This is a genomic window from Flavobacterium sp. AG291, from assembly GCF_003350375.1.
Classification (GTDB): Bacteria; Bacteroidota; Bacteroidia; order Flavobacteriales; family Flavobacteriaceae; genus Flavobacterium; species Flavobacterium suzhouense.
This window is the reverse complement of sequence record NZ_QQAR01000006.1, coordinates 110357-127719: the sequence shown is the minus strand read 5'-3', so window position 1 is coordinate 127719 and position 17363 is coordinate 110357. Positions and strand designations below refer to the sequence as shown.

Here is a 17363-nt window from a genome sequence, read left to right as displayed (position 1 = left end):
TCATCGATATGTTTTAAATTACTGCCAGTATTGTAAAGCAGTTTTTTTCAGTAGTCGGTGAAACTGATGTGTGTTGCCAGTCTTAGCGCAAGATTTATGTATCGGGACGAATAAATTAAATTGTCAATTTTAATATATGAAAATAAGGAATATCCTAGTACAGCAAAAATACAATGATCCCAGGAATAAATATGAGTATACTGTAAAAACGGCTTTTGAAAAAGCAGAGGTGCCAACTGCTGAGAAAAGCAATATTAAATTTATAACAAATTATAAAACTTACGAAGACCTAATGAGGTTACTAGAACAATCAAACTCTTTTTATGATGGAAAACCGGATGGTGGGGAGTACTTCGTTTTAAAAAAGATCAACCGCCACGAGGTTGGTGAAAATGACTTGTTTTTGCCTTTTATCGATGTTACAGACCCTGAAGATTCAATTGTAACAGTTAGTGTTATAGTGCAGCATTTTCCATACGATTTCGATCTTTCGCTCAGCGAGCAAGAAATTGGAAATTATCGTTATGATAGTAAAAATCGTTTACTAACCTACAATGGCTCAGAGGTAATTAAGCTTACTAAAATTGAGTCAATGATTTTAAAAATACTGGTTAAAAACAGGGGTAATCTTGTTACGAGGGATCTTTTACTAGAACAGATTTGGAAGAAAAATGATTACTTTTGTTCAAGGTCACTGGATGTGTATATATCTAAAGTACGCAAATATTTCACGAAGGACAGTCAAGTCAAAATTGAAAATATCAGGGGTGCGGGCTTTCGTTTGAATGTTTCAAAAGAATAGAGTTTACAGCATTTAGTTAATCTATTGCTTCGTATCAATTCGATTGAATAATGATAGAGAAGGTATCTTATGTTATCTAATCTGTTTTCGATGGTATATCTTTCTCACAGTTATTATAAGGCTTAGCTTATGGTTTGCTATGTTGGTAGATTATTCATTATTAGCGCATTTAAGATTAGGTAAAGCTGAACAACAATTTTATTTTGGAATATTGTTAAAGCATAAAAACTTTACTATAATCACTATATAAATAAAATATAAACTAATAAATTCAATAACGAAATATTTTCATAAGGATAAGAATATAAATCCAGTAACCCATTAAATGGAAGATTGTTTTTTTGTTGATTTTTAAACGTTTAATATAAATAGCAATTAAAACATCAAAATTACTTCATTATTCTATTTGACTATTACCTGTAAGGCGTATATGAATCGACATACTAATAAACAACAAGCGCTAGGTGTATCAAGCACCTGAATTTTAGTGAGATATTTCCTTTACAAGGCTTCAGGCACACTTCCAGGGCGTATGCATTCAACTAATTTAAAACCGCTAAGATGAAAAGCCTATACGATGACCTTTCACTACAGTTCAGCAGAATCACCACTAAAAAATACAGCACGAGCTTCTCTTTGGGTATTTTGGCATTAACGCCTCTATAAGACCAGCCATTTATGCCATCATGGATATGTAAGGTTGGCTGATGAAATTGTTGATAGCTTTAATAGTTTTGATAAGCGTTAACTTTTGTAACTGTTTATAATACAGGTGTTTGATGTGCTGTATGAGGGTGTATCAATCAACCCTATCCTGAACTCATTTCAGCAAGCAGTCCACACTTATGGGATTGACAGGAATCTTAATCAAGCAATTCCTTAAAAGCATGGAGATGAATCTTACCACATTAAATTATGATAACGAACTTTACAAAGAGTATATCCTGGGCTCGGCAGAAGTTTTAGGACTGATGTGTCTACATGTTTTTACAGAAAATGATATGGCAGCCTACAAAAGGCTCAAACCATATGCATGAAACTGGGGTCGGCATTTCAGAAAGTCAATTTCTACGCGACCTTAATCAGGATTATGCCGAACTGGGCCGTACCTATTTTCCCAACTTAGAGATTAGTGCATTTGATTACCCTTCTAAAAGAGGTATAGAAAAAGAAATAACTGCCGAATTTGAAGAGGCTCGAATGGGCATCAGGGTGCTACCTTCTTCTTCTCGTTTCGGTGTTTATCTTGCCTGCCGCTATTATTATATGGTATTGGCAAAGATTCAGCGCATACCCCCACACAGCTCCCGCAAGCAAGGGTAAGGTTAAGTAACGACGGTAAAATAACTGTTATGGTGCGTAGTTATGTGCGATTTAAACTCTCATGTATATAATCGCACCGCGAAAACTAAAGACAAAGAATATGAATTAAATCATCTCATATATAACTATTGCTAACTCACACTCTAGTATCAGTAAAACTATTAATTAGATATATTCTTTAAATGATAACTTTTTTTGTAGCCTGCAGATATTTAAAAAAAAAAATTAAATTTTTATTGAGGGTTTAGATTTAAATTTTTCTTTTATTTATTCATTTTACGCCACTTATTTTAATCTTATTTACCACAATAAATACTTCACATACAGTTTTTCTACTATTTGTATAATTTTCACAGATTTATACAGCTAAATTTGATGGTATCACGATCTGCTTTGTAAATATAGTAAATGTCTTCCCACTGCTTGAATATAATAGCTAAATCCTTTTTACGAAATGTAGTGAAGCATTTAATATAGTTTAGACCTGATTGCATGTTATATATAAATAAAACTTTAAATACTTATTCCTTAGCAAAAATATTGGTCCTTAATGATTAAAAATATATTAATCAATACTTTAATCAATACTTTAATCAATACTTTAATCAATACTTTAATCAATACTTTAATCAATACTTTAATCAGTAAATACATCTGCGTAATCTAGCGCCAAACCGTTTCAGGGTTAACCATTATTTGTTCTGTTTATTCCTAAATATTTATCTTATCAGCTTAGAGTAAATAATAAAATTGTGATTAGGATGAATATTGAGATTATTACCAAAAAGGACTTAGAGCAATTCAAGCATGAAATTATTGAAGCGATACACAAACTAGAAATTAATTATAGTTTAAGTGCTAATCCAAAAGTTTGGCTTAAAACTATGGAAGTTCGCAAATTACTGGGCATATCGTCTGGAACCTTACAAAGTATGCGAATAAATGGAACGTTACCATACAGTAAAATCGGTGGTCTCCTTTATTATAAATATGAAGATATCCTTAAGCTGATGGAAAGTAAAACTGGCATAGATTAATCAGTAAAAAAGTAATTATAATAGCATGCTGTCCATGCAAAAAAAATCACTATCTTTGCTTTGAAATTACCGTTAAAATTCATAAGTGAGTTATTCGGTGAGCATGATATCGAGTTCAGTTGCAAATTATTGATTTAAAGATATTTATGGGAGAAGGTTAAAATCCTGCCACCCCGACAACAAAATCCTTTCTGCTTTGCAGGAGGGATTTTTTGTTTTAGAAAAATTAAGCTTGCTTAAAATTTCTAAAACAAAAAATACTGGCAGTTGAAAACCGTAGAAGGATTTTATTGTAACAAATCCCAACTACAGAATCATGAAATAATCCTGCCACCCCGACGTAAAGCAAAGCAGAAATGTTCTGCTTTTTTTATTTAATTTAGGTGGTAAATCTAAATTATATGAAAAGGGTAGTATCTCTGTTTTTATTAGCAATTATAGCATCCTGTCAAGAGAAAGGATCTGTTGGTTCTTCACGAATGAATGATAATGCTTTTAAAAGTCCGCATAGCTTACTTATAAAGGAATCAGACTCCACAGAGAATCCTGATAAAAATAATGATATGGGTACTTTTTATGTTGTGGAGGTTGCTGAAGGTAATGATTTTGCCGAGCTGTATCAAATTGCTCAACAAACGGCTTCTTTACTCAGTTCTAAAACCGATATGATGAATCGTATTTATAGGAAAGATAAAGGAATAATTATTCAGGAAAACTCTGATGATGATATTTATAGTGGTGAATACTATCCCAGACGACCTTTTGATGACCAGAATTTTGTTAGTATTGAGATGGCATACGCCTACAAAAGGAATGAGAAAGATACACTTAAAATGACGGTTTTAGCTAATATTTTTGAAAACAAAGCACAGTCTGATAGTGTTGTTAAACTGTTACTTCCAAGTTTTAAAGATGCAAAAACATTAAAAAATGAATTGTTTTTAGGCTGCATGCATTAAATGGAATATGTTTCCACGATATCCTGCAATTCTTAAAAGAAATCACGATATATCGTAAAATAAAAATAAAAACTTTTTTTTAATATTTTGATTTTCATTGTTTTATCTTTTGAGGAATATTAATTGCTTAACTTTAAGTGCATTTAGAAAATATTTTTTCCAATTAATAATCTAAAAAAATCTTAAAGACATGAGTACAATTAAACTTAAAGACGGAACTGAATTTTACTACAAAGACTGGGGAACAGGACAACCTATTGTTTTCCATCACGGATGGCCATTATCAGGAGACGACTGGGATGCTCAAATGATGTTTTTCCTAAAACAGGGATACAGGGTTATTGCTCACGACCGTAGAGGTCATGGCCGTTCAGGACAAAGCGCTGAAGGGAACAACATGGATACTTATGCAGCAGATGTTGCAGAACTTACCACAGCTCTTGATCTAAAGGATGCCATTCACGTAGGGCACTCAACAGGTGGTGGAGAAGTTATTCGCTATGCGGCTAGATACGGAAAAGGCCGTGTTGCGAAAGCAGTTATCATTAGTGCTGTGCCACCAATCATGGTGCAGAGCGAAACGAATCCTGAAGGTATTCCTTTGTCAATTTTTGATGAGATTCGTAACGGAACTGCCTTTACAAGATCATCTTATTTTTACGATTTCCCAATCCCGTTTTACGGCTGGAACCGTGAGGGTGCTAAAATAGACGAAGGTATCCGTCACAACTGGTGGCGCCAGGGAATGAATGGCTCTGTATTGGCTCATCATGACGGAATAAAAGCATTCTCTGAATCTGATTTCAGGGAAGATCTTCAAAGTCTTGATATTCCGGTGTTAGTGCTTCACGGTGAAGACGACCAGATCGTACCGGCACATCAGGCTCCAAAATCGGCAGCTTTACTTAAAAATTCTAAATTGATTACTTATCCCGGATTCCCTCATGGTATGCCAACTACCGAGGCAGAAACAATTAATAAAGATATTCTGGAGTTTATCAGATCTTAAATTTGAATTTATTGAAACTAAAAAGCCGGGCATTTTGTCCGGCTTTTCTATTTTTGGCTTATGGAAGAACAGAATTCGGAAACAAGACGAAACAGAGGGAAAAGTTCAGAAGATGAAGGCCTTTTTGCTTCTGCTCATGAACAATTGAAACTCGAAGAAGCTTTAAAAGATTTGTATTACCTGCTAAGCAGAGGATATCCTATGAAATCTTCTTTAGCATTATCAGCGAATCGTTACAGGCTTAAAACGCGTCAGCTTCTAGCGCTTCAGGGTATGTCTTGCTCAGAAAAAGAAATTGAACTCAGAAAGACAAAAGAAATTAATAGTAGCGAGCTAAAAGGAAAAACGGTTCATCTCGACGGATTCAATGTTTTGATATTATTAGAAACACTTTTGTCAGGAGGTTATGTTTTCAAAGGTCTTGATGGTTGTTACAGGGATATTTCTTCGGTACATGGCACCTATCGTAAAGTAAACCAGACAGAGACGGGACTGATTATGATAGGAAAATTATTTGAAAGTCTCGAGGTTGAAAAAGTAATCTGGATATTTGATACACCAGTGTCTAACAGCGGAAAACTTAAGGTGCTGTGTTATGAGATTGCGGAAAACCATAGTTTTAAATGGGATTGCTATCTTGAAAATTCGCCGGATAAATTCCTTGTTCAGGAGCAGAGACTGGTTTGTAGTTCCGATGCCTGGATACTAAATGAATGTGCAGAATGGTTTAATCTCGGTGCTTTTATCATTACGACATTTTTAGAGGAGAATAGTTCTGATAGTATAATTGAGTTTACCCTATTATAAAATGTATATGACGGGATAAGCGTATAATGTGTGTTTTTACTTCATGTCGTGAAAATTAAAATCTGAATAAAATATAATGTATTGATATTCAATATTTTATTTTTAAGGTGTTGTTTTTGGATTTAATAAAGGAATCAACTTATTAAAATAAATAACATGAAAACAACAGATCTTATTAAGCAGCTAAAAAGAATCTTTTTAGTAACAGTAATGGCTTTAATTGCCTTATTTGCTACTGATACAGTGGCACAAACTAAAAGCAAAGTGAAAAATATCGTACTGGTACATGGTGCTTTTGCAGATGGTTCGGGGTACAAAGGTGTTTATGATATCCTTGTTAAGCAGGGGTACAATGTTAGTGTAGTTCAAAACCCACTGACGTCTTTAAAAGACGATGTAGCGGCAACCAACAGAATTATAGACAGACAGGATGGACCTGTAATACTTGTTGGTCACTCATGGGGCGGCACAGTAATTACCCAGGCAGGTAATAACCCTAAAGTTGTTGGGCTGGTTTATATTGCGGCATTTGCACCTGATAAAGGTGAGGATACACTACAATGGGTAATGTCACTTCCACCTGCTCCTGAAAACGGTATTCTTCCACCTGATGCGAATGGAATGGTGTATTTTGACAAAGCTAAATTTCATGCAGGTTTCGCAGCCGATGTAAGTGATGACCTTGCAGGGTTTATGTATGCGTCACAGGGGCCAATAGCCGGGCAATGTTTTACAGATAAAGTAGAAACTGCAGCTTTTAGAAACAAACCTGCTTATGGCATTGTAGCTACAGAAGATAAAGGTATTAATCCTGATATACAACGTAATATGTATAAAAGGGCAAACATGAAAGTGACAGAAATTAAAGCGAGTCATGCTGTTTTTATTTCTCAGCCTGCAAAAGTTGCTAACGTTATTATAACTGCTGCCACAAGCGCAGTAAAATAATATCCTCCATATAATAAAAAAGCATCCGCCAGGGCGGATGCTTTTTTATGGGTAATGTATTAATTACATTTCTTTCTTGTACAATACTGCACTGTCGGCAAAATTGGTTACCTGTACTTTAGGTTTTCCAAAGAGCTCAATCTCTGCTTTGCCTGATGCAGCAATGGTAATGTTTTCGGCAGCATTAATGTTGCAGTGAGTATAACTTTCGGCTGTCAGGTCAAGATTTTTAACAGTGAATTTTTTTCCTGTAAACGAAGCATTGTTATCTACACGGATTTTAGCTTCAGCCGCATCTCCTTCAATAGTGGCCGTTGTTTTTTGGTAAAGGTCAAGTTTGGCAGTCATGCTTGCTGCGATTAGAGCTTTTAATTGCGCATTCTTGCTTAGTTCTACGACTACATTGTCGCCCTGATAGTTTAGTTCAGCTGTTGCTTTATCATTCATTACCAGTGTGAAGTTCTTAGATTTCACATTTAGGTAGGATTTAGAATAATCAAGATTTTTGATGGTAATGTTTTCCAGCTGCAAATCTGCAAGGGCATTAATTGTAGCTTCATTTTTTGCCGTTATTGTTTTCAGGTTATCAGTATAGGTAACTCTAATGCTTATTTTTTTAGCAGAAGTTATTTCTTTGTCAGTATAGATGCGAAGGGTAGTGCCATTCAGCTCGGCTTTAAAAGTTTCATGAAGGTTATCATCGGCTTCAATTTCCAGGCTTTGTGTTGCGCCTTTAGAAAGGAAAATTTCAATGTTGTCTTCTACTTCAAGACTTTCAAAATTATCAACTTCTTTTTGGGTAACGGTAACAATCTTAGAACCTTTAATCTTTTCTTTTTTCTGAGCGAACGTAATAGACGTAAAAAGTACTGCCAATAGTAGCAGGAAAGCTTTTTTCATGTTATTTCATTTTTTATTGGTTATCGCAAATATATAAAAAACACCGGCGAAGACCCGATGTTTGATGATGTACAAATGAATTTAATGTGAAGGTTTGTGGTCATAACTAAGCACGCGCGACATTTTCCAGTAACCGTTTTCAAGTAGCCACATGTTAATGAATTTTGCAGTTCCTGTTTTCTTTTCTACTCCGTTTTCGATCTGATAAAAATCATGGTCGCCCATAAGTATAGCGCCATAACCTTCAAGTGGATAAACCTTCAGGCTTTCTTTTACAGGCTTTCGTATTACTTTTGGCTTAGGTTCGTTACAGATATTTGCTTTGAACGTTTCGATGAATTTCTCAATCCCTTTAGAGTAGCCACCTTTGTCGTGGTAAAATTCAAGGTCGGTTGTAAAATAAGTCCTGAATGCCGCTACATCGCAGGTATTGTAGGCATCAAATGCCTTAGCATCCAGATTCAAAATCTTCTCAGTCAGGACTTCTGATGATGGAGGGTAAACTTCATTCTGAGCATGTATGGATACAGTAATACCAAAAATTAATGCTAATAGATATATTTTTTTCATAATTGGTTTCATTAAAAAAAAGCCTCCAAAAGGAGGCTTTGAATAGTATAAATTACAGTTGAGATACATTCCCGCCTGAACTGGCATTTTGCTTTAGTTTAGCAGGAGTAGTAACATACTTTATATTTCCGCCACTTGATGCATCTGCAGATAGATGCTTGATTGGATTTACAATTATATTACCGCCACTCGATGCAGTAGCATTTACATTTTCCGCTTTTAATGCCTGAGCGTTGATATGGCCGCCACTTGAAGTTTGAGCATCAAGATCATTTGTTTTTCCTGAAACGCCTATTTGCGATCCGCTACTGGTTTCGCATTCTAGCTTGTCAGCATCTATTGTCAGGTCAATACTGCTTCCGCTGCTTGATGAAAACGACATTGAGTCCCCTTTAATCGCACCGTTGGCAGTAATCTTCGCGCTGCTGGAAGTAGAAAGCGATTCAATGGTAGGCATAACCACAGTAATCCTTTTCATGTCACTATCAAGATTTGCATCTGAGGTAATCTTAAGTTCATGGCCTTTAACTTCAATCTTAATATGCTCTACAAGATTTTGGTCAGTTTCAAGTGTTACTGATGGTTGGCTCCCTTGCACAATTATAACTTCAAGGTCTCTTTCAACAGACACTGAATTAAAGTTTCCTGTAACCGGAATTTCTTTTTTTACAACATTTCCGTCTCCGTCAACCGTTCTTATATCAAAACCGCATGAGGCAAATAATAATGAGACTACTATGGCAACCATAGCTTTGGCAATATGAACTATAACTTTTACCATGAGAAATATATTTAAATTATTTTTTCGTTTTGGCAGTAACGTTAATACTGTCTACACTTAAGTGCAGGTTTACTTTTTCATCAGATATATTTATCTGGCCTTTACCTGCACCGTTAATATGAATATCAGCGGGCGGAGCAGGAGGAGCTGGGATATCTTCCGGTGCTTCCTCATCATGAGGGCAAGTAAGACATTCTACCTTGTCCTGTTTCATTTTATATACCCATTTGCTGGCATCATCCCACCAAAGGTTAAAGAACCAGTCTTCGGTATTATCATACTCTTTTACGCTGTCGTCACATTTAAAAATTGTTCCTTCAGGCAGGTAAAGATAGATTTCAACTTTTTGGTTACGATATTTGTTTGTAATATCAGTTAACAGATAATTGTCTAAAATTAAGGTATTTCCCTCAAATTTGAAATTATATTTAATTTTTTCCGCTCTTTTGCGCGCTTCTGCCGATGTTCTGCCATTAGCTATTTTTTCAATCTGAATAAATGGCTTTGTTCCATCGGTTTTCAAGAGTACAAATGATACATCATTTGAATAGATCACATCGTTACCTATAGAATCCTGTGTAAAACGGAAATCATTATGGTCAGGGTAAAATGATTTTGCAAAATAATCGTTGTATCTGAATTTTATGAGAAGCGTATCATTTTCAGGAGCTGCCTCATTTTCAAAAAGATTTATGTCCTGTTTGAATACGGTTTTACCTTCATCGTTTATTTCTTTAGTCTGGCTTATACCCAGGTAAAGTACACTCACAAAAGATAGTACCCATAATGCCAATAAGGTAAATTTAGTGATGTTTCCTATAGGTTTTAAGTTGTCAACCAATATCTTAAGTCCTAAAAGGAATATCATGAAAAGAGGTATGGCAATCATAAAGAATACTGCTGTACCCATTAACCATATCGGAGCATCGGTATAATTAAATCCATCTACCCAGGGATGCCACATTGAGTTCTTTAGTGATGAGGTAAATAACAATGAGAAATAAAATACAACCACTACACCCAGCATTATTGCTGCACTAACAGCAATTAATGCGCCTATTACCTTTGCAAATCCTGTAAACAGTGCAGAGAATACAGCTCCTATACCACTACCTATTTTTTGGGCTCCGTTTTTGGCATTATTACCCAACCTGTCATAGTCTACATTCTGAAGTTTTCCGGTAATTGAATCAATCTCTTCCTTTACCTTTTTTTCGATATTAGAGATATTTATGGGTTCGCCCGTCATTTCCAGTTTTTCGGTAGTGGTAATTGCCTTTGGGATAAGTACCCATAATAAGATATATATGAATATACTTGTTCCAAACGAGATAAATAATGATATGACGAATAATATTCTTATCCATAATGGATCGATCCTGAAGTAATGTGACAATCCTGCGCATACACCGCTAATCATCCCTTTCTCGCCATCCCTATAGAATTTTTTGTTTCTTGGAGCATAGTTATAATCTGGGGCTGTGTATGTGTTTTTTTCGCCTGTAGTCTCTTCGTCTATCCTGTAGTCTTCAGGCTGGCCCATTATAGCCATAATCTCATCAACTTCTGCATTGCCTACTACCTGTTTGTCGCTTTTTAGCTTTTCTGAAAGCAGTTCGGCAATCCTTCCTTCAATGTCGCTCATAATCTCATCTTTCCCATCAGGAGAAAGTGAACGTTTGATCGCGTCAAAGTAGCGGTTTAACTTTTGGTAGGCATCTTCATCGATATGAAAATAGAAACCTCCTAAATTTATACTGACTGTTTTGTTCATGGCTATGCTTTTTGACTGGTTATTATATTTACTGCATCGGATAATTCCGTCCAGGTTATATTAAGTTCTTTTAAAAATTCCCTTCCTTCATCGGTCAGGCCGTAGTATTTTCGCGGTGGGCCCGATGTTGACTCTTCCCAGCGATAGCTAAGAAGTCCATCGTTTTTTAATCTTGTGAGCAATGGGTAAACAGTACCCTCAACCACAAGCAGCTTTGCGTTTTTCAGCGTGTCCAGGATCTCCGATGTGTATGCATCTTTTTCTTTTAATACACACAAGATGCAGAACTCAAGGACGCCCTTACGCATCTGGGCCTTAGTGTTCTCAATATTCATTAGTCATCATGTTTTTAATTCACTTTCTTTTTTCTGTGTCTTACGCTATAGTCTTAAGGCCTAATTGTTTAAGGCTAATTTAAGGTTATCTCGTTTTATAGCATACATATTGTTGCCTAAATTTACTTCTGCCGGTTCTCCATAATAGGTAATTGAAGATGAGTTATCGGCATCCGCACTTATCGATTTAATTGCATTTATAAAAGCAGTTGAACCGTTTGTTGTTTTTATATCAGCATTTTGGCTTAAAAACTTACCTGCTATCAAAGATCCGTTGTTGCATGCTACTTTAGTGATATCTGCATTTCCGGTAATTTTTATTGTCGATCCGCTGGTAGTTTTTCCTTCAAACTCCACAGTCTTTACTATTCCTCTGAACATAGAGCCTGACTCCGCTTTAATTATACATTTTTTACTGCTGTTTAGCTCTCCCGTAAAAGAGGCTCCCGATGCCAGCTTTACACTCAGTTCTTCTCCTGTAATTTTACCGTTTGCTTTTATTGTTGCTCCGGTAACTGCTTTAAAGTTTTTTACATGTGCTGCAGAAACATATACTTTAGCGACTCCAAGTACAGGTCCTTTGTTTTCATTGTCTCTCATGTACACTTTCAAGGAGCCTTTGCTGAATTCCGTAACGATGTTTTCAAGAGTTTTAATATTGTCGGATTCCACTTTTAAAGAGGGTGCGTCACTTTGTGTGAATACCACTTCAATTCCGTTCTTTACGTCAAGTGTTGTAAAATTTTCACTTTTACGCGTCTCACTTGTTTGTGCCTGTGCGCTAAGCCCGATTACGACTAAAAGCGCTGTTGTTAAAAATTGTTTCATAACTGTTCGTTTTTGATTTGATTTGATTTGACCTGCCTGCCGGCAGGCGGGTTGATGATGATTGAACTCTGATGATTGAACTCTGATGATTGAACTCTGATGATTGAACTCTGATGATTGATGCCGTGATTAAGGGCAGAATTGGTTGATTGATTGTTTTTTGATGATTGAACTCTGAGACGATTATTTATGTTTTTGCTGCAATTTCTTTATATGTGTTATGGCTTCTTTAATTATTTCCTTACCGGTGTCGCTGGTGGCGGATATTTTACTGTTATTTTTTTCAATACTTATTTTTATCCCTTCTTTTGATGAGGCTGCGGTAAGTTTGGTGTCCTTGTTTCTGTAGTTTATGCTTCCTCCGGGAGTTAATTGGGTTATTGCCGTTTCATCATCGTTAAATGTAGCATTACCTTTCATTTCTATGTCTATGTCATTTTTGTTGTTTTTTACGGTCATTTCCCTTTTTATGACACCATCGCTATTGTATGAATAGCTATATTTTACGTTGCTGTCGTTAGAGTTGCACGAAACAATCATTAATAGCACTAACAGCGTTGTAGTTATTGTTTTCATTATTTTATGAATTTTATAGTTAATGGAAAATCATATCGTTGACCATTGTTGTTTTTTACGGCTGCATAAAGAATAAGAAACAACTCTGCTGTTTTTAGAAGTATTACAATACAAACCGCTATCACTGCAATAAGTACCAGCCAGGTAATGTTGCCAAGGCTAAATTGCTCTATAATCCATTCCCCGTCAGAATTTATTATCAGGTCCATGTTGCTGAAAAATGTGCAAAGGAAAATTGGTATAGCGATTACAGCCAAAAGGAAAGAATAAAGAAATAGGCTTAACTGAAAATTGATAGCCTGTTTACCATTATAATCTACAAATTCTGAATCATTTTTCTTAAGACTCCATATCAAAGCCGGAAATATAAAGTTACCTAATGGAATAAAATACTGTGTTAATGCGCTTAACTGCAGTATTGTAGAAGTGTTTTTGTTTGCTATAGTTTCCATAGTATAGGTTTATATCAATTAATATTCTATGCAAATATATGTCTATTGTCAGGTATTGTGCAATACAAAGTACTGTATTTTAACAAAAAATTAACATTTCTAAATTTGGTTAATTATCTGTATTTTAGCAGAAAATCAAATGTTAATGGAATTCACGCCTTCTAAACTCAATACTTTCCTGTTTGCTAAGCTTCCTTCGGCCTATTGGAGCGGGGTAAGGGTAAAAGCTATATCTGCATCTTCATGTGTAGCTACGGTAAAGCATCGATGGTTTAACCAAAACCCTTTTAATTCTATGTATTTTGCGGTGCAGGCTATGGCTGCAGAACTTACTACCGGGGCACTGGTTATGTATCATATTAAGAAGAGTGGAAAGAAAATCTCAATGTTGGTCGCTAATAATAAAGGCAACTTTACTAAAAAGGCACGTGGCAGAATTACTTTTACCTGTAATGATGGGAACTTAATAGAGGATGCTATATGTAAAGCCATAGACACAGGTGAAGGGCAAACTTTCTGGATGACCTCTTTAGGGAAAGATGAAGCAGGAGATCAGGTTTCGTTCATGGAGTTTGAATGGAGTATAAAGGTTAAATAAGTTCTTCCTTAAATATAAGTTAAAATCGGGTGTATTCGGCTACGGCTTTTTATATTTGATTAACCAAAAAAACAGATATGAAGGTATTATTAACCGGGGCTACGGGACTTGTAGGCACTGAATTAGTATCGTTGCTCCTAAAGAACGGTATATCTGTTAATTATTTGACTACTTCAAAAGATAAGATACAGGATGAACCTAACTACAAAGGGTTTTATTGGAGTCCTGAATCGGGTGAAATTGACAATCATTGTATAGAAGATGTAGATGCTGTAATTAATTTGGCAGGATCGCCTATTGCAAAACGGTGGACTGACAGTTATAAAAAACAGATACTAAATAGCAGGGTAGCATCTGTAAATGCAATTTATAATCTGCTTAAAAATAATCCTAATAGTGTACATCAGTTTATCTCGGCATCTGCAATAGGTATTTATCCCAATAGTCTTGATAAAGTGTATTCTGAAGATGATACTTCTTTTGATACTTCTTTCCTTAGTACTGTAGTACAACAATGGGAAACTGCATCTGATAAAATGGAAACACTAGGTGTAAAAGTGGCAAAAATCCGTACAGGTTTGGTTCTGTCAGGTAAGGGGGGGGCTCTTAAAGAGCTTGCAACTCCTATCAAATATGGTTTTGGGGCTGCGTTTGGTAGTGGTCAGCAAATGCAGTCATGGATTCATTTAGACGATCTTGCGGGTATTTATGCTTATGTTCTGCACAACGAGCTCGAAGGTATTTATAACGCTGTGGCACCCCATCCGGTTACAAATCATACTTTAGTGGAGCTTGCAGCTAAAGTAATGGACAAGCCTTTTTTCCTGCCGAATGTGCCAAAATTAGTAATGGAACTTATTTTGGGCGAAATGCATACATTGTTATTTGACAGTCAGAATGTCAGCGCAAAAAAAATTATAAGTGAAGGCTATCAGTTTAAATACCTTTCTCTCGAAAAGGCGCTTCAGGTTGAATTGAAATCTTAAGGTATTCCTGAAATGCAGAGACTATATCTATTATTTGATATTTCTCTTTGCAGTTACACTAACTTTTAATTCAATATTGTCATCTATGTATTGATCGCCAAGATTTTCAATAGCACTTTTAGAATTATAGTTTATATTCCACAAAGTTCTGTTTATCTTAAAACTCTCACTATTTAGAATTACAGTTGAGTCATTTACACTAACAAAAGCCGGAAAGATGATGTTTTTTGTGATCTCCTTTATAGTGAGATTGCCTTCAATTAAAGTTTGATTGTTGGCTTTAGCTATATTGGTAATTTCAAATGTGCCTATAGGGTATTTGGTTACATTAAAAAAATGATCCTCGTTAGTTTTGTCTCCCAGTCCTTTTAAATGATTCTCAAGGTTTGTTCTGTTTTTGTCTTCTTTCGGATCGGTCACGGTAATACTATTCATATCAATTGTGAATTTTCCGCTTTCAAGCTCATATTCTTTTATAAAAAATACTCCATCTTTCAGTTTTATTGTTCCGGAGTGACTTCCGGTAGGCTTTGTGCCGATCCAGTTAATATTGGAAACCAAAGTGTCGGCAATATATTTTTGGGAGGCTGGTGCCACGGGTTTTGTTAATTCGGCTTCGGTAATTATTGCTTCGCCCGAAGTGGTTTCTTTTCGGCATGAGGTGGCAAAAAGTATAACTGTTGCTGCCACAAAAAGTTGTTTTTTCATGGTTTTAGTTTAGACTAGGATTGTACTATCTTTTAAAATTAATAAAAATAGCCGTGACAATTTGACATTTTACAGATTTTGGCAATACTTTTGCGTTTCGCTAAAGCGAACGAAAACAAAATAATGTTTAAGAAATTATTTAAGAATATGAGCCAGGAGAATTCTGAAAACGTAGAGAAAGACTTAAATCAGGACGGAGTAATAAATGAGAACCAAGCTACTGAACAACATGAAGGTGTGGCATCTGCTGAAGAATTGTCAGCCGAAGAAAAGCTGAGTGAGGAACTTGCCAAAGAGAAAGATAAGTTTTTAAGACTGTTTGCTGAATTTGAAAACTATAAAAAAAGGACATCTAAAGAAAGATTAGATTTGTTTAAAACAGCTAATCAGGAAGTGCTGCAGGCTATGCTTCCGGTTCTTGATGATTTTGACAGGGCTATGGTTCAGATATCAAAATCTGAAGATGAAGTTTTGCTTAAAGGAGTAGAACTTATACATAATAAGCTTAAAGATACACTTGTTTCTAAAGGACTTGAGCAGGTTGAAATTAAAGCAGGAGATGCATTTGACGCTGATTTTGCGGAAGCTATCACTCAAATCCCTGCACCGTCGGATGATCTTAAAGGCAAGATTGTAGACGTGATTGAAAAAGGATACAAACTGGGAGATAAAATTATCCGTTTCCCTAAAGTTGTTATTGGTAACTAATTTAAAACTGTTAGCATTACAGTAAGATGAAGAAAGATTTTTACGAAATATTAGGCATTGATAAAAGCGCTACTGCGGACCAGATTAAAAAGGCATACCGTAAGAAGGCTATTGAGTACCACCCTGACAAAAACCCGGGTAATAAAGAAGCTGAAGAGAAATTTAAGGCTGCTGCCGAAGCTTATGAAATATTAAGTGATCCGGATAAGAAAGCGCGTTATGACCAGTATGGATCAGCGGCGTTTGACGGTACAGGCGGTTTTAACGGCGGTGGTATGAACATGGACGATATCTTCAGTCAGTTTGGAGATATTTTCGGAGGCGCATTTGGTGGCGGCTTTGGTGGTTTCGGAGGCGGAGGCGGCCAGCGCAGGATGAAAGGAAGTAACCTGCGTATTAAGGTAAAGCTTACTCTTGACGAAATTGCTAACGGTGTCGAGAAAAAAGTAAAAGTAAAACGTAAGGTACAGGCTAAAGGCGTTAGCTTTAAAACGTGTCCTACGTGTAATGGTGCCGGTCAGGTAATGAAGGTAACCAACACGATACTTGGAAGGATGCAAACCGCTGCAACCTGTCATACCTGTGGAGGTACGGGGCAGATCATAGAATCTAAGCCTAACAATGCCGATGCTCAGGGTATGATAATGGAGGATGAAACAGTATCAATCAAAATACCTGCAGGTGTAGTAGACGGTATGCAGCTAAAAGTTGCAGGAAAAGGTAATGATGCACCGGGTAATAACAGCATTCCGGGTGATTTGATCGTTGCAATAGAAGAAGTTGAGCACGAAACACTTAAACGTGAAGGTGAGAATCTTCACTATGATTTATATATAAGCTTTGCCGAAGCTGCACTTGGAACATCTAAAGATATCGAGGCTGTAAATGGAAAAGTTAGGATAAAACTTGAAGAGGGTATACAGTCAGGTAAAATATTGCGACTGAAAGGTAAAGGTATTCCGAGTCTTAATTCTTACGGTAGTGGTGATTTGTTAGTGCATGTAAATGTTTGGACACCAAAGACTTTGACAAAAGAACAACGTCAGTTTTTCGAGAAATCACTTACGGATGAAAACTTTATTCCGCACCCTGAAAAGTCGGATAAATCTTTTTTTGAAAAAGTTAAGGATATGTTTTCATAATTTAAGAAAAAATTATATATTTGAAATTCACTATGTAAATAGTGAATTTTTCTTTTTCATAGCAATTTTTCCCATCTTTATGCAAATAAAGGTGGGTTTTTTTATTTACGAGGTTTTAAT

21 protein-coding genes are annotated in these 17363 nt (G+C 35.9%); 12 read left to right on the top strand and 9 right to left on the bottom strand.

The features are described 5' to 3' along the window. The first annotated feature begins 136 nt into the window (after positions 1–136). From DEU42_RS08570 to DEU42_RS08540, 8 genes are all read left to right on the top strand, one after another. Entirely contained in the window at positions 137–802 is a 666-nt protein-coding gene (locus DEU42_RS08570; protein WP_114757877.1) for a winged helix-turn-helix domain-containing protein, read from the top strand. An 851-nt stretch (positions 803–1653) separates the two neighbouring features. Then, positions 1654–1839, top strand: a complete 186-nt coding sequence (locus tag DEU42_RS17615) for a hypothetical protein (RefSeq protein ID WP_233506644.1) — start codon at positions 1654–1656, stop codon at positions 1837–1839. Continuing rightward, positions 1832–2125 carry a hypothetical protein gene (locus DEU42_RS17610; protein ID WP_233506643.1) on the top strand — a complete coding sequence of 98 codons (294 nt, stop codon included), beginning with the start codon at positions 1832–1834 and terminating at the stop codon, positions 2123–2125. The genes DEU42_RS17615 and DEU42_RS17610 overlap by 8 nt, the downstream gene beginning before the upstream one ends. A gap of 761 nt (positions 2126–2886) precedes the next feature. After that, positions 2887–3162, top strand: a complete 276-nt coding sequence (locus DEU42_RS08560; RefSeq protein WP_114757876.1) for a helix-turn-helix domain-containing protein — start codon at positions 2887–2889, stop codon at positions 3160–3162. Between the two features lie 401 nt (positions 3163–3563). Further along, positions 3564–4121, top strand: a complete 558-nt coding sequence (locus DEU42_RS08555; protein ID WP_114757875.1) for a hypothetical protein — start codon at positions 3564–3566, stop codon at positions 4119–4121. A 190-nt stretch (positions 4122–4311) separates the two neighbouring features. After that, a complete protein-coding gene (locus DEU42_RS08550) occupies positions 4312–5130 on the top strand; it encodes an alpha/beta fold hydrolase (protein ID WP_114757874.1) in 819 nt (272 codons plus the stop codon). A gap of 60 nt (positions 5131–5190) precedes the next feature. Next, positions 5191–5937: a DUF434 domain-containing protein gene (locus DEU42_RS08545; RefSeq protein ID WP_114757873.1), complete on the top strand. Its 747-nt coding sequence runs from the start codon at positions 5191–5193 to the stop codon at positions 5935–5937. Between the two features lie 156 nt (positions 5938–6093). After that, positions 6094–6885 (top strand): alpha/beta hydrolase, encoded by a 792-nt coding sequence (locus tag DEU42_RS08540; RefSeq protein WP_114757872.1) that lies wholly within the window; start codon positions 6094–6096, stop codon positions 6883–6885. Positions 6886–6948: 63 nt separating this feature from the next. Here DEU42_RS08540 and DEU42_RS08535 read toward each other — a convergent pair whose 3' ends face one another. The 8 genes from DEU42_RS08535 to DEU42_RS08500 form a co-directional block, all read right to left on the bottom strand. After that, positions 6949–7785, bottom strand: coding sequence for a GIN domain-containing protein (locus DEU42_RS08535; RefSeq protein ID WP_114757871.1), 837 nt, complete (start codon positions 7783–7785; stop codon positions 6949–6951). Between the two features lie 81 nt (positions 7786–7866). Further along, positions 7867–8355 carry a nuclear transport factor 2 family protein gene (locus DEU42_RS08530; protein WP_158537862.1) on the bottom strand — a complete coding sequence of 163 codons (489 nt, stop codon included), beginning with the start codon at positions 8353–8355 and terminating at the stop codon, positions 7867–7869. A 52-nt stretch (positions 8356–8407) separates the two neighbouring features. Beyond that, complete coding sequence (locus tag DEU42_RS08525; protein ID WP_114757869.1) at positions 8408–9136, bottom strand: head GIN domain-containing protein; 729 nt, start codon at positions 9134–9136, stop codon at positions 8408–8410. Positions 9137–9152: 16 nt separating this feature from the next. Beyond that, positions 9153–10910 carry a PspC domain-containing protein gene (locus DEU42_RS08520; protein ID WP_114757868.1) on the bottom strand — a complete coding sequence of 586 codons (1758 nt, stop codon included), beginning with the start codon at positions 10908–10910 and terminating at the stop codon, positions 9153–9155. Between the two features lie 2 nt (positions 10911–10912). Then, positions 10913–11245, bottom strand: a complete 333-nt coding sequence (locus DEU42_RS08515) for a PadR family transcriptional regulator (protein WP_114757867.1) — start codon at positions 11243–11245, stop codon at positions 10913–10915. Between the two features lie 60 nt (positions 11246–11305). Beyond that, on the bottom strand, positions 11306–12073 hold the full coding sequence (locus DEU42_RS08510; protein WP_114757866.1) for a GIN domain-containing protein: 768 nt from the start codon (positions 12071–12073) through the stop codon (positions 11306–11308). 183 nt (positions 12074–12256) lie between these two features. Then, on the bottom strand, positions 12257–12649 hold the full coding sequence (locus DEU42_RS08505) for a hypothetical protein (protein ID WP_114757865.1): 393 nt from the start codon (positions 12647–12649) through the stop codon (positions 12257–12259). Next, positions 12649–13101: a DUF4870 domain-containing protein gene (locus DEU42_RS08500; protein ID WP_114757864.1), complete on the bottom strand. Its 453-nt coding sequence runs from the start codon at positions 13099–13101 to the stop codon at positions 12649–12651. Before DEU42_RS08500 ends, DEU42_RS08505 begins: the two co-directional genes overlap by 1 nt. A 145-nt stretch (positions 13102–13246) precedes the next feature. On the opposite strand from DEU42_RS08500, the gene DEU42_RS08495 reads away from it, so the two are divergent. Both DEU42_RS08495 and DEU42_RS08490 read left to right on the top strand, forming a co-directional pair. After that, on the top strand, positions 13247–13699 hold the full coding sequence (locus DEU42_RS08495; RefSeq protein WP_114757863.1) for a DUF4442 domain-containing protein: 453 nt from the start codon (positions 13247–13249) through the stop codon (positions 13697–13699). A 77-nt stretch (positions 13700–13776) separates the two neighbouring features. Next, positions 13777–14685: a TIGR01777 family oxidoreductase gene (locus DEU42_RS08490; RefSeq protein ID WP_114757862.1), complete on the top strand. Its 909-nt coding sequence runs from the start codon at positions 13777–13779 to the stop codon at positions 14683–14685. A gap of 30 nt (positions 14686–14715) precedes the next feature. Here DEU42_RS08490 and DEU42_RS08485 read toward each other — a convergent pair whose 3' ends face one another. Further along, the gene (locus DEU42_RS08485; protein ID WP_114757861.1) at positions 14716–15393 is read right to left on the bottom strand and encodes a YceI family protein; all 678 of its coding nucleotides are present in this window, start codon (positions 15391–15393) and stop codon (positions 14716–14718) included. Positions 15394–15516: 123 nt separating this feature from the next. Here DEU42_RS08485 and DEU42_RS08480 point away from each other — a divergent pair, with 123 nt between their 5' ends. Both DEU42_RS08480 and dnaJ read left to right on the top strand, forming a co-directional pair. After that, positions 15517–16101 (top strand): nucleotide exchange factor GrpE, encoded by a 585-nt coding sequence (locus DEU42_RS08480; protein ID WP_199509073.1) that lies wholly within the window; start codon positions 15517–15519, stop codon positions 16099–16101. A 26-nt stretch (positions 16102–16127) separates the two neighbouring features. Continuing rightward, on the top strand, positions 16128–17243 hold the full coding sequence (gene dnaJ / locus DEU42_RS08475) for a molecular chaperone DnaJ (protein ID WP_114757860.1): 1116 nt from the start codon (positions 16128–16130) through the stop codon (positions 17241–17243). Positions 17244–17363: the final 120 nt, after the last annotated feature.